Here is a 25,097-nt window from a genome sequence, read left to right as displayed (position 1 = left end):
CACTCAGGACGCGGCTCGCGCGATGTGGCGACGGTAGTACCGCCGGCCATGCAGGCGTTGGTAGTGCCATGTCATCGTGGCCAGCGCGCCGCGCCGGTGCAGCCAGAAACCCTTGGGGGCGTGGGCAATCGGGGCGCGGCGTCCCACCTCGACGTCGGCGACCGCGATGCCTTCGCCGTCGGTCCGGTCTCGGCAGGCCAACACCGTGCCGTCGGCGGCGACGATCATGGTGCCCCCCTCGAACCGGCCGGCGTAGTCCAACGGTAGCCACGGCATGCGGCAGTGCAGCGCGCCCGCGTGCGCCGCGTGCAGCACAGGGGCCCCGACATAGCCCGCGAACGAGGCTGCGGCACGCGTGGCGGTCGCCGCGTTGCGCGCCTCCATCCGGCGGAAGCTAGCCCTCGGCCACCAGTCGGGGATCGACCACCAGCCCGAACCGGTCATCGCCAGATCGATACGTCCACGCAGGCGGCGCACTGTTTGGGTGCGCATCAACTCCCAACAGACCGCCGCGCCCACTGTCAAAGTCCCCGTCTCGATCACGCCGTCGTCGTGGCCGCCCACGTAAAACGCGTTCTCCCACATCGTCGGCAGGTCTTTGTCGTGGCGGCCGGCGACGCCCTCCGCGGTGACGAGAAGGTAGGCATTGCGCACGTTTCCGTCAGGATCCCGGATCAGCAACGAACCGCCGATCATGACGCCGTGGCGCTGCGCAAGGCTCAGCAGAAGTTCGGTGGCTTTGCCGTCGGGCGGTAATGCGGCGTCGGCGAGTTCGGGCCAGAAGCCGACTCCGGTGGTGAAGAACTCCGGCAACGCGATGGTCTCCGCACCCGCGGCAACCGCCTGTTCGACGAGACGTTCGGTGGTGGCCAGGTTGGCGTCGACGTCGGCGGGCACGGCTTCGAGCTGAATTGCGGCACAACGCATGATGATCATGCTGCCATAAAAAGCTAAGGCTTCAACAGGATCTTCACATCATCGCCCGTTCGCGACTCCGCGGTCGCGTAGCCTTTGGCCGCTTCGTCCAAGCGCATTGTCGTGGTGAAGATGCCGTCGACATCGAGGCGGCCGGACTGCAGCAGCGGGATCAATTCCGGCCAGGTGCGCTGCACCGGCGCCGTCGTCATTCGCAGCGTGATGCTGCGAATCAGGCAGCCCAGGGCGTTGAGGGGAAACGGATTCATATCGTGCACACCGACGACCGAGACGGTTCCACCCGGCCGTACGGCGTTCAGCGCCTCGGTGAGGGACGCGTCCGTGGCGACGGCGTCGATCACCGCGTCGGCGCCGCGGCCCCCGGTGACGTCGAGGATGGCCTCGAGCGCCGGCGCTTTGACGGGCGTTGCCCCCCACTGGGCGGCGCGCTGCAACCGGCCGTCGACCTGGTCAACCGCGAAAACTGTTGCGGCGCCCTGAAAGATCGCGCTGCGTAGTGAGCACAGGCCGACCGCCCCCAGGCCGATGACCGCCACGGTGCCGCCGAAGGGAATGTCGGCGCGCTGCGCCGCGGCCCAGCCGGTGGCGAGATTGTCGGTGAGCAGCAACGCCTGTTCGGTGCTGATCCCCTCGGGCATCTTGCACAGCTGGAAATCGGCGGCGGGCACTGCCAGCAGATCGGCCTGCGCGCCGCCGAGCACGCCGCCGCCGAAGATCTGAAAGCCGGAGTGGCACATGACCGGATCGCGGGTGGCACACCCCGCGCAGGTGCCGCAGCCCGCGACCGACGACACCATGACCTGATCGCCGACCTTGACGTTGCGCACCTGAGGTCCGGCGTCCACGACAGTGCCGACGGCTTCGTGGCCGAGGGCGATCGCGGCGGGCATCGGAAAGTCGGCCTCGTAGAAATGCAGGTCGGATCCGCAGATTCCGGCGGCACTCACCTCGACGATCGCTCCGTCGGGACCGGGAAGCCCCGGATCGGGGCGGGTGTCGACCCGGATGCTACGCGGCCCATCGACCACTACCGTGCGCATATTTGCGTGCTCACTTCCCTTGTCGCGCTTGATCTTTCTGTCGCACCACGAATTGCGACCAATCGGGCTCACGCACCGCCGACCAGTACTCGTTGAGACGCCACGGGCTGACGGTGTGGATCTCGCCGTCGGGGTTCTTGAAATACGAGTGCCTGACCGCCGGATGCGACCACACCATCTTCTTGATCTGGGTCTGCGTCCGTCGGTGCCAATCCGTGGCGGCGTCGGGTTTCGGTTCGATCGAATGCACGTCGGTCTCGGCCAGGTGCGCCAGGCACTGGTCTATGTAGCGCATCTGCAGCTCGGACTGGAAGATCAGGCTGCCGCCGTGGGCGAGGTGGGTCCCGGGCCCGTAGACGATGAAGAAGTTCGGGAATTCCGGAACGGTGATCCCGAGGTAGGCATAGGGCCTGCTCCCCCACATCTCGTGCAGGTCGACCCCGTTGCGGCCGGTCACATTCAGCGGCCACAGCACATCGGTGTGCCGGAATCCGGTGGCGTAGACGATGACGTCGACGTCGTGTGCCACACCGTCTTCGGTGACAATGCCGCGCGGCGTGATCCTCTCGATGGAGGTGCGCACCAATTCGACGTTGTCGCGCTGCAGTGTCCTCAGCCAGCTGCCATTGTCCTGCAGGGTGCGTTTGCCGCAGGCGGGATAGTCCGGCATCACCTTGGCCAACAACTCCGAGTCTTCGCCGACCTGGCTGGTGATCCACTGGGAGAACATCATGTGCGCGGCGGCATTGATGTCGCTGACGGCGTGGTCCTGATCGGCGTAGTCCGGGTCGCCTTCGGCGGCGTCGAGACCCTTGTCCGAGCCGGGCCACAGCACCAGGAAGCGGTACCACCTCCCATAGAACGGCAGGTGGCGGATCGCCCAGCGCACACCGTCGCCGACCTCGTCGTGATACATCGGGTTGGGGAACATCCACTGCGCGGTCCGCTGGAACACGGTGAGGTGCTCGACGTCCCCGGCGATCGCGGGGGCGATCTGGAACCCGCTGGCGCCGGCGCCGACGAGCGCGACCCGCTTGCCTTTCAGATCGACCGAGTGATCCCAGGCCGCCGAATGAAACGACGGGCCCCCGAAGGTCCGCGCTCCGGCGAAGTCGGGAATGTTGGGCCTGTTCAACTGGCCCACTGCGGTGATGAGCGCCCGTGCGCGCAGGGTGGTGGTGTCGCCATCGGCCGATCGCAGCGAAACGTTCCACGTGCCGTCGTCGTCGTTCCATTCGGCCGCGAGAACCTCGGTCTGCCAACGCACCCCGCCGGCCAGGTCGTGGTCGTTGATGACCTTGGTGAAATAGTCCCGCAGCTCGTATTGCTCGGCGAAGAAATGGGTCCAGTCGTTGTTGGGTTCGAAGCTGTAGCAATAGAAATGGTTCGCCACATCCACCCGGGCACCGGGATAGCTGTTCTCCCACCATGTTCCGCCGGGTCCCGCGTTCTTCTCGACGATGGTGAACGGAATGTTGGCTTGCTTGAGGCGCACGCCGGCGAGGATGCCCGATTCGCCGCATCCGACGATCAGCACCGGAAGCTGTGCCGCGCGCTCGGCCGGCAGGGCGGCGGGCCGGCGGGGGTCGACGCCGTCGAGATCCAGCTCCTCGCAGACCAGCGACAGGTAGTCGTCGGGAACGTGCTCACACGCCGCCCAGTCCAGCATTTCCCGGATGAGTTCGGGGCTCAGCGGCTCCGGTTCGGGGCAACCGCGATCCCGATACTCGGTGATCACCGATAGCGCCTCGGCGCGCGCCCGGGCCTTGTCCTCCTCCGACATGAACCCCTGGACCTCGTTGAGGAAGACGCCCATCTGCTTGAAGTCGCGGATGAATCGTGGGTCGCCGGTGATATGGACGAGCGAGAGCAACAGCGTGGGGACGCTGACATCCTCTAGCGCGGCGGCGATCTCGGGTGTGGAAGTGGTGAAGGGATCGCCGGCGTAGCGGCTGCGCATCAGGGAGATCCTCTCGGTGGCCTGGAGGCCAATTACGCTACGCATAGTTTCGTAATTGGCAGCACTACGCTACCCGGTTGCTCGGCGCGGGATCAAGGGATCCGGCAGGCTCGCGGTCCGTCGGCCTCGCGGCGTTGCAGTGGTGGAAGGCGCCGGTACGTGGTGGGCACCGATTTACTCGAGCCCGTATCCGCCACGCAAGTCCTTGTGCGCGGCCTCCAGAGTGCGGTCGCAGAGATCCACGAGTGCGTCGAGATCGAGACCCGATTCCCTGCCCAACCTCTCCAGCCAGACCGTCTCCACCTTCCTCAGCTCGGACCACTTGAGTTCGCCCTCGTAATACACGGTCACGTCCTCACGTGGGGCGGGGCAGGCCGTGGTCTGCGCCAATTCCCGTTTGCACGAATCCAATTGGGTCAGCGAATAGCCATGCTCGCGAAACTGACGATCCCACTCGTCGAGTAGCAGACTCACCAGGTCGCGCACCGGTGGCGCGGCGTAGACCAACAGCTCGGCTACCCCGTCGTCCAGGCCCAGGCGCATGCGGAAGTCGTAGAGCTCCCGGATGGCCTCGGCGCGCCGCTGGCTCGCGATCTCCTCGGCGGTGCCGGCCCCTTCATATTGGGCCGCGCGTTTGACGTATACGGTCGCGGAGATGAGCGACTTCAACACGGCTTTCTTGTCATCGGCCGCCCGCTTCTCGAAGTCGAGCACGCGTTCGTGGCGGCGGTCTTCCACCTTGTTCTTGGCGTCGATGCGCTTCGTCCAGATCGCGACGGTTGCGCTCGAAATCACGGATGCAAGCGGTACGACGGCGTTGACCACCAGCGTCATCCAGTTCATTCGTCGACCCTAGGCTCACGGTCGTCGGTCCGCATGCGAATCGCGACGAGCGACCCCGGGCTTTGCCGGCGCCCCGATGCCGCTTGCGCCGCCGGGAACAATGGGTCCCAGTGGCGACTGCGCTGCCGGCGCGGAGCCGGGGATGGATCGGAGGGGTGAGTGCCATGGCCTCGTTGCTCATGGCCTGCGGCGGGTTCCTGCTCGCCGTGTTGTGGATGGATTTGATCTTTGACGTCCAGGTTCTGCGCCACCGAAAGGCAACCGAGCTGCCCGAGTCCGTGCTCGCGTCCATCGCGGGTTATTACCACCGCGCGACGACGTCATCGCGACCGATGAGCTATGTGATCGCGCTCGTCATGGCCGCGTTGCTGGGAACGCTCGTGCTGGGGGCCGCGCGCGGACACGACCCCGGGTGGTTGCTGGTGACGTCGGCCGCGCTTGCCGGTATTCCGGTCATGCTGGCAATGACGCACACGGTGCCCAACGCGGTGCGACTCGGCCACCGTGAGGACAGCCCGCCCGAGCAGACGCGATTGGCCCGGTCCGTCTGCCGCGACCATCTGCTGTGTGCGGGCTGCATGCTCGCGTTCCTCATCCTCTGGATAGCCAGCAGCACCGCAATCTGACGTCAGCGACGGGTCGTAGTAGTGGGGTGGAGGTCAGGACCGGCTGGCCACGTCAGTGCGCCCCGTACTAAACTAGAACACGTTCCAATTCGGCGAGCATCCCAGGAGTTGTAATGCACACCCCTATTTGCGACGAACTCGGCATCGAGTTCCCGATCTTCGCCTTCACGCACTGCCGCGATGTCGTGGTGGCGGTCAGCAAGGCCGGGGGGTTCGGCGTGCTCGGGGCCGTCGGCTTCACGCCGGAGCAGCTGGAGATCGAGCTCAACTGGATCGACGAGAACATCGGCGACCACCCCTACGGCGTCGACATCGTCATCCCCAACAAGTACGAGGGCATGGACTCGCACCTATCGGCCGAAGAGCTGACCAAGCAGCTTCAGGCGATGGTTCCGCAGGAATACCTGGACTTCGGAAAGAAGATCCTCGCCGACCACGGCGTCCCGGTCGAGGACAGCGACGGCGACACCCTGCAGCTCCTCGGCTGGACCGAGGCGACGGCGACGCCCCAGGTCGAGGTGGCGCTCAAGCACCCGAAGGTGAAGATGATCGCCAATGCGCTCGGCACGCCGCCGGCCGACATGATCAAGCACATCCATGACGCGGGACTCAAGGTGGCCGCGCTGTGCGGCTCCCCCTCGCAGGCCCGCAAGCACGCCGACGCGGGCGTCGACATCATCATCGCCCAGGGCGGCGAGGCCGGCGGCCACTGCGGCGAGGTGGGCTCGATCGTGCTGTGGCCGCAGGTCGTCAAGGAGGTCGCCCCGGTCCCGGTGCTGGCCGCCGGTGGCATCGGCAGCGGCGAGCAGATCGCGGCGGCGCTGGCTCTCGGCGCGCAGGGCGCGTGGACCGGATCGCAGTGGTTGATGGTCGAGGAATCCTCGAACACGCCGGTTCAGCAGGAGGCCTACGTCAAGGCGGGTAGCCGCGACACCGTCCGCAGCCGCTCCTTCACCGGGAAGCCGGCCCGCATGCTGCGCAACGACTGGACCGAGGCGTGGGAGCAGCCGGACAACCCGAAGCCCCTCGGCATGCCGTTGCAGTACATGGTGTCCGGCATGGCGGTGCGGGCCACCAACCGCTACCCCAACGAATCCGTCGACGTCGCGTTCAACCCGGTCGGCCAGGTGGTCGGGCAGTTCACCAAGGTGGAGAAGACGTCGACGGTCATCGAGCGCTGGGTGCAGGAGTACCTGGAAGCCACGAACAGGCTCGACGAGCTCAACGAGGCCGCCTCCGTCTGACGACGAAGGCTTGCCTGGCCAGCCGGGCTAGACGTCGTCGACGTCCTCGCGGCCGGTGAACACTTCCTTCGTCCGGTCCAGCGCATACGTGCCGATGTCGATGGAATTCGCGACGATGCCGCTGGCGCCGCCGGCGATGTCACCCCGGATGATGTCGCTGGCGTGCTCGACGATGTCGGAGGCTTTCTCGACGGCGTTGGTCGCGATGTCCTTCGCCGCGTCGACCGCATCTTTGGGATTGAAGGCCATCTCGAGTCTCCTTTTGTTGCGGGTTCGTTACTTCGACTCTAGACGGGGCAAGCCACCTTTTCTCGCCGGCGCTAAGGCTTAGTAGTGCACCAGGGAGCGCCAGTAGTCTTCGGGAATTTCGGCCCCGGAGCGCATTATTCGGGCCAGCCCCATGGCCATCGCGATGCCCAGCAGCCCCAGCCCAAGCCCGGCCAGCGCGATGATGACCCACAGCACGGTGGTGACTGTGGGCCACGGCGAAACCACGGCCAGCACCGGCGCGAAGAAAAATCCGGCGCCGATGTACCACGCCGACCCGACGCGATCCGAGGCCAGGACGAAACGTAGCCAGCGGGGCACGGGTGACGCGCCGGGCTCACTACGCTTCATCGTCGTACCGATCAGTCGGAGGGCGGGAAAAATCCTGCCCCGGTAAACCATCCGGGTTGCCACCCCTGGTCTCCCAGACACACCATCGGAAGCCCGTCCGGGGTCTGCGCGGCTGCCTGCGAGCCCGGGCATTTCGCGCCGGTCTGCTGGGTTCCATACAGCGGGTAGGAAATCACCCAGTACCCGACGGTGGCCGCCGGGAACTGATTGGGCGGCGGGAAATGACAGGCCTCGGCCTGTCCGCTGGGGCCTCGCCCGAAGATGAAGCGCTCGTAGTTGTCGCACGGAGCGCCCAGCGAAGCTTGGTAATTCAAGCCCGGAACGTCGCCCTCGTAGTGCGGGTCGGCAGCCGCGCACGGCGCCATGCCGATCGTGATGCCCGCTATCGAAGCGGCGCTCAGCAATTCCCGAATCATGTTCCACCCCGCCTGTCGTCACCGGTGACCTGCACCAAGAGCATATCGGTCGGGCCGTCAGCCACAAGGTGGTTTCGGCGCGCGGCCGCGATCCCCGGCGGCGGCCCGGTGCGCACGAAGACGCCCCGGTGAGGAACACGTTCCAATTTGCCCCCGCCGATGTTGTGTCAATGCTTCCCAACCGTGGTGCAGCAATGGTTTCCTAGCACAAGGACGACTAGACCACTTCGTCATCGAGGAGCGGGCCATGCCAACCGTCGAGCCAACCACCACGCCGGTCCCCAACCTGCCTCCCGGCTTCGACTTCACCGACCCGGACATCTACGCCGAGCGGCTACCGGTGGAAGAGCTGGCGGAAATGCGCCGGACAGCGCCGATCTGGTGGAACGAACAACCGCTCGGGGTCGGCGGGTTCGACGACGGCGGCTTCTGGGTGGTGACCAAGCACAAGGACGTCAAAGAGATCTCGCGGCGCAGTGACGTCTTCTCGAGCCTGGCGAAGACCGCGCTGCCGCGCTACAAGGACGGTACGGTCGGCGAGCAGATCGAGCGTGGCAAGTTCGTCCTGCTCAACATGGACGCGCCGCAGCACACCCGGCTGCGCAAGATCATCTCGCGGGCCTTCACTCCCCGGGCCATCGAGCTCCTGCGCCCGGACCTCGCCGAGCGTGCCCGCCGCATCGTCGAGGAAGCGGCCGCCGAGGGCCGCGGCGACTTCGTCGAACAGGTGTCGTGCGAGCTGCCCCTGCAGGCCATCGCCGGGCTGATGGGGGTGCCGCAGGAAGACCGCAAGAAACTCTTCCACTGGTCCAACGAGATGGTCGGCGACCAGGACCCCGAGTTCGCCAACAACGACGCCATCACCGCCTCGGTCGAGCTCATCATGTACGGCATGCAGATGGCCGCCGAGCGGACGAAGAATCCGGGGGACGATCTCGTCACCAAGCTGGTCCAGGCCGACATCGACGGCCACAAGCTGTCCGACGACGAGTTCGGCTTCTTCGTGATCCTGTTGGCGGTGGCCGGCAACGAGACCACTCGCAACTCGATCACCCAGGGCATGATGGCCTTCACCGACTTTCCGGATCAGTGGGAGCTGTTCAAGAAGGAGCGTCCCGGTACCGCGGCCGACGAGATCGTCCGGTGGGCCACCCCGGTCACGTCGTTTCAGCGCACCGCGCTAGAGGACTACGAATTGTCGGGCGTGCAGATCAAGAAGGACCAGCGGGTCGTAATGGTCTATCGCTCAGCCAATTTCGACGAGGAAGTGTTCGACGACCCGTTCACCTTCAACATCCTGCGTGATCCCAACCCGCACGTCGGGTTCGGCGGAACCGGCGCGCACTACTGCATCGGAACCAACCTGGCCCGGATGACGATCGACTTGATGTTCAACGCGATCGCCGATGGCATCCCGGACCTGGAATCGATCGGCAAGCCGCAACGGCTGCGGTCGGGTTGGCTCAACGGAATCAAGCACTGGCAGGTGGACTACCACACCGATGGGTCGGCGAAACCCCCTGTCGCGCATTAAGCTAAGCCGATGCCCACGCATCACGCCGTCCGGATCCAATCCGTAGGCGGCCCCTTAGAGCTGGTCGAGGTCGAGACTCGACCACCGGGCCGGGGCGAGGTGCGCATTGCGGTCACCGCGTGCGGCGTGTGCGGCACCGACCGCGCCTTCGTGCACGGGGGCTTTCCCGACATGTCGTGGCCGTTGACGCCCGGGCATGAAATCGCCGGCAGGATCGCCGAACTCGGCGACGGCGTCCAAGACTTCGCCGTGGGCGATCGAGTCGCGGTCGGGTGGTTCGGCGGCTGCTGTTACCGCTGCGACCCTTGCCGCAGAGGCCTTTTCATCCACTGTGTGAATGGGAAGGTCCCGAGCTGGCACTATCCCGGTGGCTACGCGGAATCCGTCACGGTGCCGGCCAGCGCCATGGCCCGGATTCCGTCGGAGCTCTCCGATGCGGAAGCGGCCCCGATGGGCTGTGCCGGGGTCACCACGTACAACGCGCTACGCCACACCAAAGCGTTGCCGGGCGACCGGGTGGCCATCCTCGGCATCGGTGGGCTGGGACACCTCGGCGTGCAGTTCGCCAGGGCGATGGGGTTCGAGACCATCGCGATCGCCCGGGGCGCCGCCAAAGCCGAGGACGCCCGGAAGCTGGGCGCCCACCACTACATCGACTCCACCAGTGGCGACGTCTCCGAAGCGCTGCAGGCGTTGGGCGGGGCGGCGGTGGTTCTGGGTACCGCCGGCAACGCCCAGGCTATGGCCGACACGGTGGGTGGGCTTGCGCCCCGGGGCGAGTTGCTCACCATCGGCGTCACCCCAGATCCATTGCCTATCAGCCCTGTACAGCTGATCACCCCGGGGCTCAGCATCGTCGGTCATCCCTCCGGCACGGCCAAAGAGGTCGAAGACACCATGGGTTTCGCGGTCCTGTCCGGTGTTCGGGCGTGGATCGAGGAGCTGCCGTTGTCGCAGGCGGCCGAAGGCTATGCGGCATTGGAGCAGGGGCGAGCGCATTACCGCACCGTTTTGACCGTGTGACACAGTCGGTTCGTGACTCCTGACAAAGGCCCGGCATGGACGATCGGCCCCGCCGACGGCGAATTATTGCTCCACACCGGCGTTGCCGGCAGAGCGGCACGGATGGGCCATCGTCTCACCATCGCGATGTCGCGCTGGCGTGCCACGGTGAGCTGGGACGGCTCCCGACCCGTCAGCGCGGAGCTTGCCGTCGAGGTCGATTCGTTCGAGGTGCTGCGCGGTGCGGGCGGCGTCAAAGGGCTGTCTGCGCTCGAGAAGACCCAGGTGCGCTCCAATGCATTGAAGTCGTTGAACGCCAGCCGATTCCCCGAGATACGCTACACCGCGGACGCGATCGAGGAGGCCGACCACGGATACCGCCTCACCGGCACCCTGGAGATCCGCGGCGTCTGCCGTGATCACGTGATCGACTTGCGCACAGAGGATCTCGGAAACTCATGGCGGATGTCGAGTGAATCCACGGTCCGCCAAACCGATTACGGCGTCAAGCCCTACTCGCTGCTGATGGGCTCGGTCCAGGTCGCCGACGACGTGTCGTTGACCTTCACCGCGGTTCACGCCAAGGACGGTTGAATTTCAGCTCGGGAGGAATCAGGGCTGCGGCTCAGCCGCTGAATGCGGCGCCGAATCGACCGCCGGGTCGCCGGTGTCACCGGGAATGTGCTCGAGCACCCGGGTCAGGTAGGGCTGCTGCCGGTTATCGGTATCCAATTGCCGTTCGCCACCGGCGCCCGGCTGGTCTGCCGGAGCGGCCGGTTCGCCGGCCTGCGGCCTGGCCTGTGCCGCGGGCCGCTTGACCGGTGGGGCCGCCGGAAGCGGCGCGACGGCCTTGACGGCCTCGGCCGCCTGCGGCGTGGGCGGATGGGTGGCGTGCTTTGACGCGGTCGCGCTGGCCGGACCCACGTGAATCCCCACCGCAAGTGATACCGAGCCGACGAAGGTGATCGCACCGGCGGCCAGCGCGGTGAGGGCTCCGGCATAAGACAACCGCCGTTGCCGGGCGGGCGCTGATGAAATGGGTTCGCTGTGGCGCGCCACCAGCCGTTCGTCGGTGAACTCGGTGCTGCGGGCCGCGGACAGCGCCGCACCCCGCGCGATCGTCACCTGGGCCATCGACTGTACGAAAACCGGTACCGGCAACGTCTTTTCGAGTTGCCACGAGAAGCCGTCGATGTCGCTGTGTGCGCCGACGACGACAACGCCGCCCGGCTGCCATCCGTTACGGTCGAACATGCCGGTCAGCCAGCGGGTCAGGCCGTCGAGGCCGCCGCGCACGTGCTTGGTCGCCGTCTGGGTCTTCCCGTCGTGGGTGTCGACCATGACGACGGTCGTGACGTCACGGTCGAAAACGCAGACCGCGGTCTGTTCGTGACCGATGACGGGTGCAATGGCCTGCGCCAAAGTCTCGATGGCCTCGAGGAACCGGACCGGCACGACGTTGTCGAAACCCGCGTCGGTCAACGCCTCCAACACGAGCGCAGCCTGTGCGGACGCTTCGTCGTTCCAGGTCACTCCGATGACACGCAGGCGATGATCGTCCGCGGTCGCCGCGGTGTCGACCCGCAATACCTCGTCTACCACTTGCTCCGCGGTACTCACGGCGCGGACACCCCGGCCGGCGCGCAGCGCCAACTCCTGGTGATCCAGGATGGTGCCGTCTGCGCCGTGTCCTTCAGCGAGGACCCACCCAACGGCGGTCGGCGTCACTGACAGGCCAAGTACCGTGTCCAAATCTATGCCCCAATCGGTCCCGCGCCTCGGCTCTCAGACACACCGACGCGCACCATGAAACCGCAGGTGCGGAGGTTCGTGAGAGCCGGAACAGACCCGGGATAGCGTGGTCTTCATCGGCTTGCTTCGACAGAGCCTACGCGGTCGGCGCAAGCCCGGCCGCCCCGGTCGGCATCAGCCCCGCGACACGCGGGGGATCCACGTTCGTGGTTGAACAGCGCTGGGCACCGCGTCGTTTTATCGGTGATGCGAACAATTGCCGCCCTCGGGGGCGCATCGACGGCGCACCGTCCAGCGGTCGAAGGCGCCACGAGTTGTTCATCGCTTACCGTCGCGCCGAAATCCCGGTCCGGGTTCATTGGGGGCGCTCTCTATCGTGCTCTATCACGTGCGCTTTCGGCGCTCCCCCGCTAGACGGCGCCGCTGCCTGTCAGTTTTCGCGGAAGACCGGTTGGTCGGACGTTGAGCGGGTACTCGCCGATCGTCGCCGCCCGGATGTCCGGGTGGCGAAATTGCGAGGTTAAAAGCGATGCGAAACCGAGACGCGTTCGCGTCCTAATCGACATTTGACGGACTGACACGGTAAATTCCTGTGAGACTGCGATCACATCCGACAAGGGGCAGGTATGACAGATCTGAGCGAGATGGTCCGGGCCTGGGGGCGTCGACTTTTGGTCGGTGCAGCAGCGGCTGCAACCCTGCCCGGCCTGATCGGTATTGCCGGCGGCGCGGCGACCGCGAATGCATTTTCGCGGCCGGGCCTGCCCGTGGAGTACCTGCAAGTGCCGTCCGCGGGAATGGGCCACGACATCAAGGTCCAGTTCCAAAGCGGCGGCAACGGCTCCCCCGCGGTTTATCTGCTGGACGGGCTGCGGGCTCAAGACGACTACAACGGCTGGGACATCAACACCCCGGCGTTCGAGTGGTACTACCAGTCGGGCCTGTCGGTCATCATGCCGGTCGGCGGTCAATCCAGCTTCTACGCCGACTGGTATCAGCCGGCGTGTGGAAAGGCCGGCTGCTCGACCTACAAGTGGGAGACCTTCATCACTAGTGAACTGCCGCAGTACCTGGCCTCTAACAAGGGCGTCAAGTCCACCGGTAGCGCCGCGGTCGGCATCTCGATGTCCGGCTCCTCGGCGATGATCCTGGCCGTCAATCACCCCAACCAGTTCGTCTACGCCGGATCGCTATCGGCACTGCTGGATCCGTCCCAGGGCATGGGCCCCTCGCTGATCGGGTTGGCGATGGGAGATGCCGGTGGTTACAAGGCGGACGCCATGTGGGGCCCGTCGAGCGACCCGGCCTGGCAGCGCAACGACCCCAGTCTGCAAATCCCGCAGCTCGTCGCCAACAACACCCGGCTCTGGGTGTACTGCGGTAACGGGACACCGTCGGAGCTGGGCGGGGCGAACATGCCGGCCGAGTTCCTGGAAAACTTCGTGCGCAGCAGCAACCTGAAGTTCCAGGATGCTTACAACGGGGCCGGCGGCCACAACGCCGTGTTCAACTTCAATGCCAACGGAACACACAGCTGGGAGTACTGGGGAGCTCAGCTGAACGCCATGAAGCCCGACCTGCAAAGCGCGCTGGGCGCTTCCCAGGGCGGCGGCGGATAACCTATCGCCCACCCGCGGCCACTACTGCGCTTGACGACAACACCGTCAGGCGCGGTGGTGCGTTAAGGGGCGCGAATCACGTCAGAATCGTCGTCATGCCCCGCAGCACGCGTGCGCGCCGCGTCAACCTCCTTCCGATTTGCGGTGTTGTGGCCGGCAGCCTGGCGATGCTGGCAGCCCCGGCCCGGGCCGACACCGTGAGCCCGCTGGCTCCATTGGTCGACGCCGCCGCGCAACGGTTACACGTTGCCGAGCCGGTGGCCGCTTACAAGTGGAATACGCACGGGGCCGTTGAAGACCCGGTACGCGTCCGGCAGGAGTTGGCCAAACTGGGCGAGGAGGCCGTCGCCGAACACATCGACCGCGACTACGTCTCCCGGGTCTTCGGTGACCAGATCAGCGCTATGGAGGCCATCGAGTACAGCCGGTTCGCGGACTGGAAACTGAACCCGGGTGACGCTCCGGTCGACTCGCCGAACCTGTCGGCGTCACGGTCGGCGATCGATGGCCTCAACCGGGCGATGCTGACTCAGATATCGGCCAACTGGGCCCTGCTGCACTCGCCGGCGTGCGCGCTGCAGCTCGACGCCGCGAGGAGCGGCATCATCGCGGAACGCCAACTCGACGGCCTTTTTCAACGGGCCCTGTGGTCAGCGACACACTCGTATTGCCAGCAATAATTTAGTTTTTCCTCACCAATCTCTAACCGTTTCTTTCGGCCTCGCAATATGGCGATTCCCGCAGATAGAAGGCATATCTCGCGCCATTTTCGAATAGGTAACGCTTTGGCCACACGCGCCGAAAAGCTTGACATGAAGAATCTCTGCAAGCTTCTCGTCAAGTCCGTAGCGGTCGGCGGGTTCGTTGCAGCATCGATGGCTTCGTCCACAGGTGTGGTGAGCGCGGACGCCGCTCCCAACTGGGACGCGATCGCTCAATGCGAATCCGGTGGCAACTGGCACGCCAACACCGGCAACGGCAATTACGGTGGACTGCAATTCAAACCAGGCACCTGGGCCCGCTACGGCGGCGCCGGAAACCCGGCGGCCGCATCCAGGGAGCAGCAAATCGCTGTGGCCAACCGGGTTTTCGCTCAAGAGGGCGTGGAGCCCTGGCCAAAGTGCGGTGCGCAGTCAGGCCTTCCGATCGGTTGGTATTCGCACCCCGCCCAGGGCATCAAGCAGATCATCAACGGGCTGATCCAGGCGGCCATCCCGCGCTGACGAAACGCCCGCGTGGTCTATGACCCAGCACGAAGCTGTGTTTGGATCAGCCCATGGAAGGTTCGGCGACTGTTCACATGGCGGCGCCCGCGGCCAAGATCTGGGATCTCATCGCGGACGTGCGCAACATCGGACGCTTTTCCCCGGAAGTTTTCGAAGCCGAGTGGCTGGGCGATGCGACCGGCCCGGCCCCCGGCGCGAAATTCCGCGGTCACGTCCGGCGTAATGAAATGGGACCGGTGTACTGGACGACCTGCAAGGTCACCGCGTGCGAACCGGGTCGCGAATTCGGCTTTACGGTTCTGCTCGGCGATCGGGAGGTCAACAACTGGCACTACCGACTGGCGCCCAGCGGTGGCGGGACGGACGTCACCGAGTCGTTTCGGCTCAACCCGGCGCCATGGCTCGGCGTGTACTGGTTGTTCGGCGGCTTTCTGCGCAAGCGCCGCAACATCCGCGATATGACCAAGACGCTGAACCGCATCAAAGACGTGGTCGAGGCTGACGCGTCGTGAAATCGGTCTTCATCACCGGCGCGGGCAGTGGCATGGGTCGCGAGGGCGCAAAGCTGTTCCACGCCAAGGGTTGGCGGGTCGGGGCGGTGGACCGCAACGACGACGGCCTGGTCACGCTGAAGGAAGAACTGGGTGACGATCGGCTGTGGACCCGCGCCGTCGACGTGACGGACAAGGCGGCCCTCGATGGCGCCCTCGCCGACTTCTGTGCCGGCAATACCGGTGGCGGGCTCGACATGATGTGGAACAACGCCGGAATCGGCGAATCCGGCTGGTTCGAGGACGTACCCTATGACGCCGCGATGCGCGTCGTCGACGTGAACTACAAAGCCGTGCTGACCGGTGCGTACGCCGCGCTGCCCTACCTGAAGAAGGCCCCCGGCAGCCTGATGTTCTCGACGTCGTCCTCCTCGGGGACCTACGGCATGCCCCGCCTCGCCGTCTACTCATCGACCAAACACGCGGTCAAGGGGCTGACCGAGGCCCTGAGCGTGGAGTGGCAGCGACACGGCGTGCGCGTCGCCGACGTGCTGCCCGGTCTGATCGACACCGCCATCCTCACCACGACGACCAACCACTCCGACGACGGCGGCGCGCCGAGAACAGCCGAAGAGTTGCGCGCCATCGCGCCCAAAAAGGGCATGCTCCGGTTGATGCCGGCAAGCAGCGTGGCAGAGACGGCGTGGCGGGCCTACCACAATCAGAGGCGGTTGCATTGGTACGTGCCCAAGAGCATTCGCTTGATTGATTTGTTCAAGGGCCTGAGCCCGGAATTCGTGCGACGCAGTATCGTCAAGTCCCTACCCGCGCTGATGCCAAAGCGGCAGTAGGGAGTCGGCTGGTGCAAAACCGCTTGTGCACAGTGGCTTTGGCGATGGCAGCGGTTGTCGTCGGCGTCGCGGGGTGCAGCGCGGCGCAGACGACACCGCGTCGGGCCGCCCGTCTGACCATCGATGGCGCCACGCACATGACGCGTCCCCCGGCGTGCCGGCAAGACCAGATGTATCGGACCATCAACATCGGCGACCACGATGGCGGCGTCGAAGCGGTGGTGCTGCTCAGTGGTTACCGGGTCATGCCGCAGTGGATCAAGATTCGTAATGTCGACGGCTTCACCGGCAGCTTTTGGCAAGGGGGGGTGGGCGATGCGCATGTCGACCTCACCAACGACGCGTACACCATCACAGGTAGCGCGTACGGCATCAACAGCAGCAACCCCAACAAGGTCGTGACCACCGACTTCAAAATCGTTGCGGAGTGCTGATTCTCTCGACGCTCGAGGCCTACGCTCGTAACGACACCTGAGCGAAGGAGGGGCCGGTGAAGGAGCGACTGCACTGGTTCGCGATGCACGGCTTCATCCGGGGCGTCGCCGCGTTCGGAGCCCGCCGCGGTGACGTCCAGGCCAGGTTGATCGCCGATCCGGCGGTGGCCGCCGACCCGGTGCGCTTCTACGACGAAGTACGGGCCCGGGGCAAGCTGGTGAAGGGCCGTGTCGCGTACCTGGCGGCCGACCACGCACTCGCCCACGAGCTGCTGCGGTCCGACGACTTCCGGGTGCTGATCTTCGGATCGAATCTGCCGGCACCGTTGCGATGGCTGGAGCGCCGCACCCGCGACGACCTTCTGCATCCGCTGCGGGCGCCGTCCTTGCTGGCCGTCGAGCCGCCCGACCACACCCGCTACCGCAAGACCGTGTCGGCCGTGTTCACGCCCAGGGCGGTCGCCGCGCTGCGAGACCGGGTCGAGCGGACGGCCACCGACCTGCTGGACCAGTTGACCGGCGAGTCCGGCGTGGTCGACATCGTCGGACGCTATTGCTCGCAGCTTCCAGTGTCGATCATCAGCGAGATCCTCGGCGTGCCCGAGCCGGACCGGCCGCGTGTCCTGGAATTCGGTGAGCTGGCCGCGCCGAGCCTTGACATCGGATTGCCGTGGCGGCAGTACCGCAGCGTGCAGGACGGGATCGCCGGCTTCAGCTCCTGGCTCACCGAGCATCTGCGGCGGCTGCGCCTGGACCCCAGCGACAATTTGATGAGCCAGGTGATCCAGACCGCCGAAAGCGGCTCTGCGGAAACCTATCTCGATGAGAACGAGCTTCAGGCGATCGCCGGACTGGTGTTGGCGGCCGGCTTCGAGACCACGGTGAACCTGCTCGGCAACGGGATTCGCATGCTGTTGGACGCGCCCCAGCACCTCGAGACGCTACGACGCCGCCCGGAATTGTGGCCCAACGCGGTCGAAGAGATCCTGCGGCTGGAATCGCCGGTGCAGCTGACCGCGCGGATGGCGCTCGACGATGTCGAGATAGCGGGGCGGCAGCTCGCACGCGGCGACCTGGTGCTGGTGTATCTGGCTGCCGCCAACAGGGATCCGGCCGTGTTCGAGGATCCGCACCGCTTCGACATCGAAAGATCGAATGCTGGAAGGCATCTCGCATTCTCCGGGGGTCGGCACTTCTGCCTGGGTGCGGCCCTTGCCCGCGCGGAGGGCGAAGTCGGGCTGCGCACGTTCTTCGACCGCTTCCCCGAGGTGCGCGCGGCAGGTGCCGGCAGCAGGCGCGAGACCCGCGTGCTGCGGGGATGGTCGTCGCTGCCGGTGCGCTGGGGCCGGCCCGGTCGATGGCCGCCACCGAGAGTTAGCCGTCCGCGCGTCTCAGCACGGGCCGACGCGCGCGGGTCGACGCAGGTGGTTGACACCGACGCGGTAACCGAGTTTATTTGCCCGTATGACAGAGGTATCTATGATCGCGGTCGAGGATGTCGTACGTGGGCTGTGGCAGGCCCTTTCGAGGCGCGATTGGGAAGCGATCACGACGTTTCTGTCCGACGACTGCCTCTATGTCGACATGCCGGTCCCGGCCTTGTCGGCCCGCGGTCCGGAGGACATCGTCAAACGCCTCAAGATGGGGCTCGAGCACCTCGCGGGCTACGAGAACCACACCGGCGTGCTGGTGTCCAACGGTTCCGATGTGCTCTACGAGCACTCTGAGACATGGACATTCGCGACCGGAGAGCAGGGCGTGCTGCGATTCGTGACGGTCCACAAAGTCGTCGACGGCAAGATCACGGTCTGGAAAGACTATTGGGACATGAACAGCCTGGTGGCCTTCGCTCCCCCGAACCACTTCGAGGGCTTGGCAAATGGGGATACCAGTTGGGTATTCGACGCGTCGGCGCTGGTCTGACAATTCCCTTTTTCAGGGAGTGGGCTGCGCCGGTTCGATACGCGGTGCCGTGGAATGCCGGCATGGCCACCCCTCATGGGCCATTCCGGCGATCCCTCGGCACAAACTGCGCTAGGGCTTGACTACAACCTGCCCTGTGGGGGATATGGCACGCAGCCACCAGGACTGGCGGTGTAGCAACCGCCACTGGGTGACGTGTAGGCCGGAGGCGCCAAGGCGGCGGCGACGGGAACGACGGCCGCGGTGACCGCAGCACGGGACAACATGTGCCCAAACCTCCTTGTTGCCTCAGTTTGGTGACGTCGCCCGATTCGTCTTTGGAAAGCCTATGCGCACGGACGGTTGGTTACATCGGATTTTGTGAAAAATTTGTGCCCGAATCCCTTCTCATGGCCGGTTGCCGGGCTACGTGAGGTTGTAGATACGCTCGGCGTTCTCGCGGGCGATGAGATCGACCACCCGGATTGCGTCGGCCTCGCTCCAGTCGCCGTTATCGACGAATTCGCAAAGCACTCGGTGGATACCCCGGCGCCACAAAACCGCTCCGAGAAAGTGCAGTTCCGCGGGGCCGAATCCGTCTGACGAGTAGAGGATCTTGGAGAAGGGCGCCATCTCCAGCAGTCGCGCGAGGAACGCCGGCGACCGCGCCCCCAGGTGGTTCACGCTCAGCCCGCCGTCAAGATAGACGTTGTTGAACGCCTGCGCCAAATAGCCGGCCTCACGCTCGTAGGGATAACAGTGCAACAGCACGATCGGAACGTTCGCCGACTGGCGCAGAAAGTCAAGCAGCAGAACCGGATTGGCCTGATGCAGGTCGCAGTCACGATCGCCGAACCCGACGTGAAATTGCAATGGCTTGCCGAGCCGCAGCGCCTGGTGCAATCCGAACCGCAGCAGGACCCGGTCCCGCAACCGGGTCCCGCCGCCCTCGCGCCACCGGCCGGCGGCCTCGGCAACCTCCGCTGCCGACGGCTCACTGAGGTCGCCCTCGAATCCGCCGCGGTAGGCCAGGATCGATTTGGTGCCAACGGCGCCGGCCGCGCGCTCGCGCAGGATCTCCTCGAATGCCGCCGCATAGTCACCCGGCGCCTGCGCGGCCTGCTCGGCCACCTCCTCGAGGCGCACGATTTCGCGCGCGCGATCGCCGGACAGCCGAGCCATATCCGCAACCCCGGCGACCCCGTCGCTTCCGATCCCGGTATCCACCAACCAGTCGCATACGCCCGCGGCCGACAAGAACAGGCGGGCGAGTTCGTCTTCGCCGAACTGGCGACGACGCTCCCAATACGCCCGCGGGTCGACATGTTTGGGCAGGCCCAGAACGGCAGCGCAGTGAGCTCGCACGGCGAACCCGAGTTGTGAGTCGAAACCCGAATCGGTGATGGGCTCGGTGTTGGCCTCGTTGAGTGCGTTCTCGAATCGTTGCCGCTCCCCGGCCGTCAACCAACAACCGTGGACGTGCTGATCGATCAGCGACACTGTGCCGATGTGCTCGGCCAGGTCACGGGTGTCGGCGGTCATTTCCAGCCCTGTCACAGACTCCAGGCCATGCGGAACTGATCCGCCAGTGGCCCGGGGTCCAGATCGCCGTAGCGCTCGTGTTCCAGCCGGCGAACCGCGACCACCATGTCGACCGCCTGATCGCCCAGAATGCCGCGCATCCGCTCCGAAGCATCAAGTGCCGCAATTGCCTCGGACTGCGAATCGGTCAGGCGCACGATGCCGTCACGCTCGCGGTCGGCACTGGAGAGGGCCGCCGGGTCGACCGTGATCTCCGGCGGCAGCGCGGCCTCGGATTTGATTCCGTCCAGCGCGAGCCCGAGGATGGCCGCGGAAGCCAGGTACGGGTTGGCCGAGGGATCGACGACCTTTACCTCGACATTCCCGCCACGCGGGCTGCCGGGCCCGCCGGTGATGAATCGGACTGCGGCCTCGCGGTTTTCGGTACCCCAGCACGCGTACGCGCCGGCCCAGTTACCGGGCCGCATCCGCAGACCCGAGACAATGGATCCGCACAGCACGCCCTGGGCTTCCGGAAGGCCGCGGACAACACCCGCCACGGCGCTCTCCCCCGCCGGCGCCATGCCCCGGGCGCCCGCGCCGTCGGAGAACAGCGGACCCTCCGACGTAGTCAGCGAAAAGTGTTGGTGAGCACCGGATCCGACGCCGTCGGCAAAAGGTGCGGGCGAGAAGCTGATGCGAAGGCCGTGGCGGCGGACCACGCGGCCGATGATGAGCCGCATCAGGATCAGCTGATCGGCCGCCGCCACCGGGGGTTGCGGTGGCAGCGAGATCTCGAACTGGTTGGCGCCGTACTCGGGATGGATCTGTTCGATCCCGATACGGGCCCCCGTCGCCGACCCGATCACGTCCCGGATGAACGCTTCGTGCTCCAGCACGCCGGCAAGGCCGTACTGGGCCCACGACGTCGACGGCAGCCGTCCGCCATCCGGGCCGACCAGAAGGAATTCGATTTCGTGCCCCATCGTCGCCTCGATACCGGCTTCGGCGAGCGCGGCCTCGATCCGTCGCAGCGTTCCCCTGCCGCACATGGGTACCGGCGTGCCGTCCTGTTCAAAGAACGCGGCGGGCGCCCACGCCAGGCCGTCGCCCACGATGCGCAACGCCGACAGATCGACGCGCAGACGTTGATCCCCCACCACACCTACATCGGCGGTGAAGGCGATGCCGGTCTGGTCGATGGCGAACGCGTGCCAGGAGGGGCTCGCGCCCAGACCGGGATCCGCGAATGTGTTGGTCTGCCGGATCGGAACCGCCTTGGCCAGGGTGAGGCCGGCGGGATTGACGACGGTGCCGATGACCGTGTCGACGCCCTCGGCCTCCAGCTGGGCGATCGCCGCGGCGGCAAGCGGTGTGCCGGTCATGGCAGTCATTCTGCAACCTCGAGGCGGCCCGGTATGGCAAACCGCGTCGTCGCCGGCACGGCCGATCAGTTCTGGCGGCCGACGAGCTCGGAGACGAACCGATCGAGGAAACCGTCCACGGGTGCACTGCCGGCCGGCCGGATGACGAACTTCGTCAACCCCGCCTCGAGGTAGGCGTCCAGCTGGTGGTGCAGCCGATCCCACCCGGCGGCGATCAGCTCATCGGGGTCGAGGTCCGGGCGACGCTTGCGGACCGCCGCGGCCAACTCCGCGGGCAACTCGCCATTGGAGACGGCCAACGAGATCCCGAAGTGGTCGGGTTCGATGCGTCGGCCGGCCTGCGCCGCGGCCCGCTCGATCGCCTCGCGCCCCGCCCTGGCCTCCGCCGGGGTGAGGAAACTGCCCAGCCAGCCGTCGCCCAGCGCACCGATGCGCCGAAATGCCGCCGGTGCCGCCCCGCCCAGCCAGATGTCCAGCGGCGGTGTCGGTCTCGGCGCGACCGCCGCCCCGGTCACGGTGAAGTATCGGCCCGCGAACGTCGTCGAATCCTCGATGAGCGCCGAGCGCAGCACCCGCAGCGATTCGTCGAAGACCGCCGCCCGTTGGCCGTCGGGAACCACAAACACCTCACGCTCGGCCGGAATCGCCGAACGCAAACCGAACACCGGAAGGACCCGCTTCGGCGCCACGGCCGCCAACGACGCCAACTGCTTGGCCACCAGCACCGGATGCCGCCCCGGCAGCACGGCCACCGAGGTGCCCACCTTCAACCGAGTCGTCCGGGCGAGCGCATAGGCCATCCCGACCACCGGATCCACCGCCGGTGAGTACACCAGCTCGGAAAACCACAGCGAGTCCACGCCGTTGGCCTCGAGATGATCGACGATGGCGGCCAGCTGATTCGGAGCGGTGTCCGCACCCAGCCCGACGCCGAAGCGAACCTTCACCGGCGTCTCCCTCTGCGTTGTCTCACCCGTAGCGCAACATCGTGGCGCCACACTTTGTGCCCCCGGCGCGCGTCATCGCCGGTCGCCCGGAACGTGCGGAGCGGGAAACGGCTACACGCGGCTGGGTATAGTCAGCTTGCAGGCCTGGCCGATGTCGAGGGTCCGCAACACCCGGCCCATACCCACCCACAACGCGCAGGACAGCGCCAGGTCGGCGAGCAGCTCATCGGAGAGGTGTTCGGCGCAGCGGCTCCAGAAGTCTTCGTCGTCGCGCAGGGCGGTGTGATCGGTCGCGAAACGGTCGGCGAACTCGGCCGCCAGCCGCTCCTGGCCGCTGTAGCCGGGCCAGGTGCGCCACTCGTGGGCGTGGTCGTACAGCTCTTCGTCGACGCCCGCGGCGGGCCCGTCTTCGTCGCGGGTGTTGGCGCAGACGACGCATTCGTTGCGGCGGGCGATCACCGCGCGCGCCAATTCGCGAGTGCGCAACGGCAACCGGTTTTTCGTGTACACCGCCTGGCTCAAGGCGCCGAGCGCGCCGCCGATGTCCGGAGACTTCGCGAACCAGCCGGCCAGGTCGTCGTCAGCAAAAGTTCCGATTCGGCTCATGGCGCGATGGTACGCCCGCGCAAGGGCCGCGGTTGCGGTTGTCGGGAAACGGGCATCGCCACCGGCTAGCGAGCGCCCGCGTTGATAGCCGTGGTTGGCGCTTCGTCATGCCAATCTCGTTGGGCGAGAACTCGATGCGCGACGCGTTCGAGCGCGGCCTGCACCGCGCGGCGGTCCGGTCGGCCCTCGAAGCCCGGTGACCGGGCGAGCTTGTCGACGAGCCAGGCCACCAGCAGCGAGTGCACGTAGCCGACTTGCTGAGCCCCGGCCGGGGTGAGCCACATCCGTTCGCCGTCACCCTGCGCGTAGCCGTCAGCCACCAGGCGCGAGAAGGTGGGCTCGAGAACCTCGAACGGTATCCGGAGATAGTCGGCAATGTCGGTGAGACGAGCGGCCCCGTACATCTGCGTGTAGCGATTGATGCGCAACACTCCCCACAGCCCGGCGACGTCGAGCCGGCAATCGGGTCGCATCGCGATGCTGCGCAACCGCATGCCGGTTTCGCCGCGCAACATCCGCGCGATCGCGATCTCCAGCATCTGGTCAGGTGTCTCGGTGGTCGGCATGCCGAACGCGTCACCGAGATCCACTGTGCTGTCGTGAATATCCCTGAGCGGAACCTCGCGCAGGAACAGCGCCAGTACGAAACCGACCAGGGCGACCGGTGCGGCCCAGAAGAAAACCGCGGTGAGAGACTCCGCGTAGGCCGCCACGATGGGCGCCGCCACCTCATGTGGCTGCCGGTGCAGGGCCCCGGGCGAACTGGCCGCGCTGGGTGGGACGCCGCTGGCCGCCAGGGCCGGGCCGATTCTGCTGTTGAGGAAGTTCACGAACAGCGAGCCGAATATCGCCGCGCCGAACGAACTTCCGATGGTGCGGAAGAACGTCACCCCCGACGTGGCGACACCGAGGTCCTCGAAGTTCGACGTGTTTTGCACGATGAGAACCAGCACCTGCATGGACAACCCGATACCGGCTCCCAGGATGACCAGGTACAGCGACTGGATCAGGGCGGACGTGGACGGCTCCATCCGCGACATCAGAAGAAACGCCAGCGCCATCAGCGCGGTACCGGTCACCGGAAACACCTTGTAGCGGCCGGTCCGGCCGACCAGGGTGCCGCTGCCGGTCGAGGTGATCAGCATCCCCACCACCATCGGCAGCGTGCGCAGGCCCGAGGTGGTCGCCGAAACGCCGTTGACGTATTGCATGTAGGTCGGCAGGAACGTCAGTGCGCCGAGCATCGCAAAGCCCACGACGAAGGACAGCACGCAGCACACGGTGAACACCGGACTGGCGAACAACCGGATGGGCAGGATCGGCTCGGCGGCGCGACGTTCCACCACCATGAAAACGCCCAGCGCCAGCACGGCGCCGACGAACAAGCCGATGATCGTCGGCGACCCCCACGGATACAGCGTGCCGCCCCAGCTGGTCGCCAGCGTCAGGCCCGTTGCGCCCAGGCCGATGAACACGATTCCGGGATAGTCGATGACCGGCTTGGCGGACGCGGCCAGCGCCGGAATCGCCGCGGCGGCAACGAAGATCACGATCACCGAGATCGGCACGTTGACCCAGAACGCCCACCGCCACGTCAGGTAGTCGGTGAAGTAGCCGCCCAGCAGTGGGCCGATGACGGTGGTGACGCCGAAGACCGCTCCGAGGATGCCCTGGTATCGGCCCCGATCCCGCAGCGGAACGACCTCGCCGATCAGCGCGCTGGCGGTGACGGTGATCGCACCGCCGCCGATCCCTTGCAGGGCACGCGATCCCACCAGCATGGTCATCGACTGGGACAGCCCGCACAACGCCGATCCGATGACGAAGAAAACGATGGCCGCCTGGAATACCCGCTTGCGGCCATACAGATCCCCGAGCTTGCCGGCCAGCGCGGTGACGACGGTCGATGCGAGCAGATAGCTGGTGACAACCCAGGATTGATGTCCGGCATCGCCCAAGTCGGCGACGATTGTTGGCAGCGCCGTCGCGACGATGGTCTGATCCAGCGCCGCGAGCAGCATGCCGAGCGCGATCGCGACAAAGATCAGGTTCCGCCGTTGCGGACTGATCAGCTCGCCGCTGGCTGCGGAATCCGCCGCCGGGGCCGCCTGGTTTACCGCTGCTCTCGGGCTCGTCATGCCAGC

Annotated in this window: 25 protein-coding genes and 1 pseudogene; 13 read left to right on the top strand and 13 right to left on the bottom strand. The window is 66.3% G+C overall.

Annotation, left to right across the window (positions count from 1 at the left end; translation table 11 throughout):
• Positions 1-3 precede the first annotated feature (3 nt).
• The 4 genes from EPN51_RS13895 to EPN51_RS13880 form a co-directional block, all read right to left on the bottom strand.
• Positions 4-930, bottom strand: coding sequence for a carbon-nitrogen hydrolase family protein (locus EPN51_RS13895; RefSeq protein WP_293044053.1), 927 nt, complete (start codon positions 928-930; stop codon positions 4-6).
• A gap of 20 nt (positions 931-950) precedes the next feature.
• Positions 951-1,976, bottom strand: a complete 1,026-nt coding sequence (locus tag EPN51_RS13890) for an alcohol dehydrogenase catalytic domain-containing protein (protein ID WP_293043491.1) — start codon at positions 1,974-1,976, stop codon at positions 951-953.
• A 10-nt stretch (positions 1,977-1,986) separates the two neighbouring features.
• Complete coding sequence (locus EPN51_RS13885) at positions 1,987-3,936, bottom strand: NAD(P)/FAD-dependent oxidoreductase (protein WP_293043489.1); 1,950 nt, start codon at positions 3,934-3,936, stop codon at positions 1,987-1,989.
• Between the two features lie 174 nt (positions 3,937-4,110).
• Positions 4,111-4,779, bottom strand: coding sequence for a hypothetical protein (locus EPN51_RS13880; RefSeq protein ID WP_293043487.1), 669 nt, complete (start codon positions 4,777-4,779; stop codon positions 4,111-4,113).
• A 164-nt stretch (positions 4,780-4,943) separates the two neighbouring features.
• On the opposite strand from EPN51_RS13880, the gene EPN51_RS13875 reads away from it, so the two are divergent.
• Positions 4,944-5,405, top strand: coding sequence for a hypothetical protein (locus tag EPN51_RS13875; protein ID WP_293043485.1), 462 nt, complete (start codon positions 4,944-4,946; stop codon positions 5,403-5,405).
• 113 nt (positions 5,406-5,518) lie between these two features.
• Positions 5,519-6,649, top strand: a complete 1,131-nt coding sequence (locus EPN51_RS13870) for a nitronate monooxygenase family protein (protein ID WP_293043483.1) — start codon at positions 5,519-5,521, stop codon at positions 6,647-6,649.
• 27 nt (positions 6,650-6,676) lie between these two features.
• Here the strand turns inward: EPN51_RS13870 and EPN51_RS13865 are convergent, their stop codons facing one another.
• The 3 genes from EPN51_RS13865 to EPN51_RS13855 form a co-directional block, all read right to left on the bottom strand.
• The gene (locus EPN51_RS13865) at positions 6,677-6,898 is read right to left on the bottom strand and encodes a hypothetical protein (RefSeq protein ID WP_293043481.1); all 222 of its coding nucleotides are present in this window, start codon (positions 6,896-6,898) and stop codon (positions 6,677-6,679) included.
• Positions 6,899-6,976: 78 nt separating this feature from the next.
• On the bottom strand, positions 6,977-7,267 hold the full coding sequence (locus EPN51_RS13860) for a hypothetical protein (protein ID WP_293043479.1): 291 nt from the start codon (positions 7,265-7,267) through the stop codon (positions 6,977-6,979).
• 11 nt (positions 7,268-7,278) lie between these two features.
• Positions 7,279-7,683, bottom strand: a complete 405-nt coding sequence (locus tag EPN51_RS13855) for a hypothetical protein (RefSeq protein ID WP_293043477.1) — start codon at positions 7,681-7,683, stop codon at positions 7,279-7,281.
• A gap of 247 nt (positions 7,684-7,930) precedes the next feature.
• Here EPN51_RS13855 and EPN51_RS13850 point away from each other — a divergent pair, with 247 nt between their 5' ends.
• The 3 genes from EPN51_RS13850 to EPN51_RS13840 are packed head-to-tail and all read left to right on the top strand — an operon-like array spanning position 7,931 to position 10,813.
• Complete coding sequence (locus EPN51_RS13850) at positions 7,931-9,217, top strand: cytochrome P450 (RefSeq protein ID WP_293043475.1); 1,287 nt, start codon at positions 7,931-7,933, stop codon at positions 9,215-9,217.
• A 9-nt stretch (positions 9,218-9,226) separates the two neighbouring features.
• Positions 9,227-10,240, top strand: coding sequence for an alcohol dehydrogenase (locus EPN51_RS13845; RefSeq protein ID WP_293043473.1), 1,014 nt, complete (start codon positions 9,227-9,229; stop codon positions 10,238-10,240).
• A 12-nt stretch (positions 10,241-10,252) separates the two neighbouring features.
• Positions 10,253-10,813, top strand: a complete 561-nt coding sequence (locus EPN51_RS13840; RefSeq protein ID WP_293043471.1) for a YceI family protein — start codon at positions 10,253-10,255, stop codon at positions 10,811-10,813.
• An 18-nt stretch (positions 10,814-10,831) separates the two neighbouring features.
• On the opposite strand, the gene EPN51_RS13835 is transcribed toward EPN51_RS13840, so the two are convergent.
• Positions 10,832-11,971 (bottom strand): hypothetical protein, encoded by a 1,140-nt coding sequence (locus EPN51_RS13835; protein WP_293043469.1) that lies wholly within the window; start codon positions 11,969-11,971, stop codon positions 10,832-10,834.
• 626 nt (positions 11,972-12,597) lie between these two features.
• Here EPN51_RS13835 and ag85B point away from each other — a divergent pair.
• The 8 genes and pseudogenes from ag85B (at position 12,598) to EPN51_RS13795 (ending at position 18,515) form a co-directional block, all read left to right on the top strand.
• Entirely contained in the window at positions 12,598-13,590 is a 993-nt protein-coding gene (gene ag85B / locus EPN51_RS13830; RefSeq protein ID WP_293043467.1) for a diacylglycerol acyltransferase/mycolyltransferase Ag85B, read from the top strand.
• 95 nt (positions 13,591-13,685) lie between these two features.
• Positions 13,686-14,270: a chorismate mutase gene (locus tag EPN51_RS13825; protein ID WP_293043465.1), complete on the top strand. Its 585-nt coding sequence runs from the start codon at positions 13,686-13,688 to the stop codon at positions 14,268-14,270.
• Between the two features lie 48 nt (positions 14,271-14,318).
• Positions 14,319-14,813, top strand: a complete 495-nt coding sequence (gene rpfC, locus EPN51_RS13820) for a resuscitation-promoting factor RpfC (RefSeq protein ID WP_293043463.1) — start codon at positions 14,319-14,321, stop codon at positions 14,811-14,813.
• Positions 14,814-14,848: 35 nt separating this feature from the next.
• A complete protein-coding gene (locus EPN51_RS13815; protein ID WP_293044051.1) occupies positions 14,849-15,328 on the top strand; it encodes an SRPBCC family protein in 480 nt (159 codons plus the stop codon).
• Positions 15,325-16,158: an SDR family oxidoreductase gene (locus EPN51_RS13810; protein ID WP_293043461.1), complete on the top strand. Its 834-nt coding sequence runs from the start codon at positions 15,325-15,327 to the stop codon at positions 16,156-16,158. Before EPN51_RS13815 ends, EPN51_RS13810 begins: the two co-directional genes overlap by 4 nt.
• An 11-nt stretch (positions 16,159-16,169) precedes the next feature.
• On the top strand, positions 16,170-16,592 hold the full coding sequence (locus EPN51_RS13805) for a lipoprotein LpqH (RefSeq protein ID WP_293043459.1): 423 nt from the start codon (positions 16,170-16,172) through the stop codon (positions 16,590-16,592).
• 56 nt (positions 16,593-16,648) lie between these two features.
• Positions 16,649-17,970 (top strand): annotated as a pseudogene (locus EPN51_RS13800) (cytochrome P450).
• Between the two features lie 101 nt (positions 17,971-18,071).
• Positions 18,072-18,515: a nuclear transport factor 2 family protein gene (locus EPN51_RS13795; protein WP_293044049.1), complete on the top strand. Its 444-nt coding sequence runs from the start codon at positions 18,072-18,074 to the stop codon at positions 18,513-18,515.
• Between the two features lie 405 nt (positions 18,516-18,920).
• Here EPN51_RS13795 and EPN51_RS13790 read toward each other — a convergent pair whose 3' ends face one another.
• The 5 genes from EPN51_RS13790 to EPN51_RS13770 all read right to left on the bottom strand — a co-directional run bounded on the left by EPN51_RS13790 (position 18,921) and on the right by EPN51_RS13770 (position 25,091).
• Positions 18,921-20,036 (bottom strand): amidohydrolase family protein, encoded by a 1,116-nt coding sequence (locus tag EPN51_RS13790; protein ID WP_293044047.1) that lies wholly within the window; start codon positions 20,034-20,036, stop codon positions 18,921-18,923.
• Between the two features lie 11 nt (positions 20,037-20,047).
• Positions 20,048-21,400 carry a glutamine synthetase family protein gene (locus tag EPN51_RS13785; protein WP_293044045.1) on the bottom strand — a complete coding sequence of 451 codons (1,353 nt, stop codon included), beginning with the start codon at positions 21,398-21,400 and terminating at the stop codon, positions 20,048-20,050.
• A 65-nt stretch (positions 21,401-21,465) separates the two neighbouring features.
• Positions 21,466-22,347 (bottom strand): TIGR03854 family LLM class F420-dependent oxidoreductase, encoded by an 882-nt coding sequence (locus EPN51_RS13780; protein ID WP_293043457.1) that lies wholly within the window; start codon positions 22,345-22,347, stop codon positions 21,466-21,468.
• A 111-nt stretch (positions 22,348-22,458) separates the two neighbouring features.
• A complete protein-coding gene (locus tag EPN51_RS13775; protein WP_293043455.1) occupies positions 22,459-22,953 on the bottom strand; it encodes a carboxymuconolactone decarboxylase family protein in 495 nt (164 codons plus the stop codon).
• Between the two features lie 65 nt (positions 22,954-23,018).
• Entirely contained in the window at positions 23,019-25,091 is a 2,073-nt protein-coding gene (locus EPN51_RS13770) for an MDR family MFS transporter (protein ID WP_293043453.1), read from the bottom strand.
• Positions 25,092-25,097: the final 6 nt, after the last annotated feature.

This window comes from Mycobacterium sp. (assembly GCF_004298145.1).
In the GTDB taxonomy this organism is placed as follows: domain Bacteria; phylum Actinomycetota; class Actinomycetes; order Mycobacteriales; family Mycobacteriaceae; genus Mycobacterium.
Note: the sequence above shows the minus strand (reverse complement) of the source record. Positions and strands in the feature narration are given on the sequence as shown.

Bases quoted from the DNA above. Each gene is read 5' to 3' on its own strand.
- EPN51_RS13890 (WP_293043491.1), bottom strand. From the start codon at position 1,976: ATGCGCACGGTAGTGGTCGATGGGCCGCGTAGCATCCGGGTCGACACC.
- EPN51_RS13885 (WP_293043489.1), bottom strand. From the start codon at position 3,936: ATGCGCAGCCGCTACGCCGGCGATCCCTTCACCACTTCCACACCCGAG.
- EPN51_RS13880 (WP_293043487.1), bottom strand. From the start codon at position 4,779: ATGAACTGGATGACGCTGGTGGTCAACGCCGTCGTACCGCTTGCATCC.
- EPN51_RS13875 (WP_293043485.1), top strand. From the start codon at position 4,944: ATGGCCTCGTTGCTCATGGCCTGCGGCGGGTTCCTGCTCGCCGTGTTG.
- EPN51_RS13870 (WP_293043483.1), top strand. From the start codon at position 5,519: ATGCACACCCCTATTTGCGACGAACTCGGCATCGAGTTCCCGATCTTC.
- EPN51_RS13865 (WP_293043481.1), bottom strand. From the start codon at position 6,898: ATGGCCTTCAATCCCAAAGATGCGGTCGACGCGGCGAAGGACATCGCG.
- EPN51_RS13860 (WP_293043479.1), bottom strand. From the start codon at position 7,267: ATGAAGCGTAGTGAGCCCGGCGCGTCACCCGTGCCCCGCTGGCTACGT.
- EPN51_RS13855 (WP_293043477.1), bottom strand. From the start codon at position 7,683: ATGATTCGGGAATTGCTGAGCGCCGCTTCGATAGCGGGCATCACGATC.
- EPN51_RS13850 (WP_293043475.1), top strand. From the start codon at position 7,931: ATGCCAACCGTCGAGCCAACCACCACGCCGGTCCCCAACCTGCCTCCC.
- EPN51_RS13845 (WP_293043473.1), top strand. From the start codon at position 9,227: ATGCCCACGCATCACGCCGTCCGGATCCAATCCGTAGGCGGCCCCTTA.
- ag85B (WP_293043467.1), top strand. From the start codon at position 12,598: ATGACAGATCTGAGCGAGATGGTCCGGGCCTGGGGGCGTCGACTTTTG.
- EPN51_RS13825 (WP_293043465.1), top strand. From the start codon at position 13,686: ATGCCCCGCAGCACGCGTGCGCGCCGCGTCAACCTCCTTCCGATTTGC.
- rpfC (WP_293043463.1), top strand. From the start codon at position 14,319: ATGGCGATTCCCGCAGATAGAAGGCATATCTCGCGCCATTTTCGAATA.
- EPN51_RS13795 (WP_293044049.1), top strand. From the start codon at position 18,072: ATGATCGCGGTCGAGGATGTCGTACGTGGGCTGTGGCAGGCCCTTTCG.
- EPN51_RS13790 (WP_293044047.1), bottom strand. From the start codon at position 20,036: ATGACCGCCGACACCCGTGACCTGGCCGAGCACATCGGCACAGTGTCG.
- EPN51_RS13785 (WP_293044045.1), bottom strand. From the start codon at position 21,400: ATGACCGGCACACCGCTTGCCGCCGCGGCGATCGCCCAGCTGGAGGCC.
- EPN51_RS13775 (WP_293043455.1), bottom strand. From the start codon at position 22,953: ATGAGCCGAATCGGAACTTTTGCTGACGACGACCTGGCCGGCTGGTTC.
- EPN51_RS13770 (WP_293043453.1), bottom strand. From the start codon at position 25,091: ATGACGAGCCCGAGAGCAGCGGTAAACCAGGCGGCCCCGGCGGCGGAT.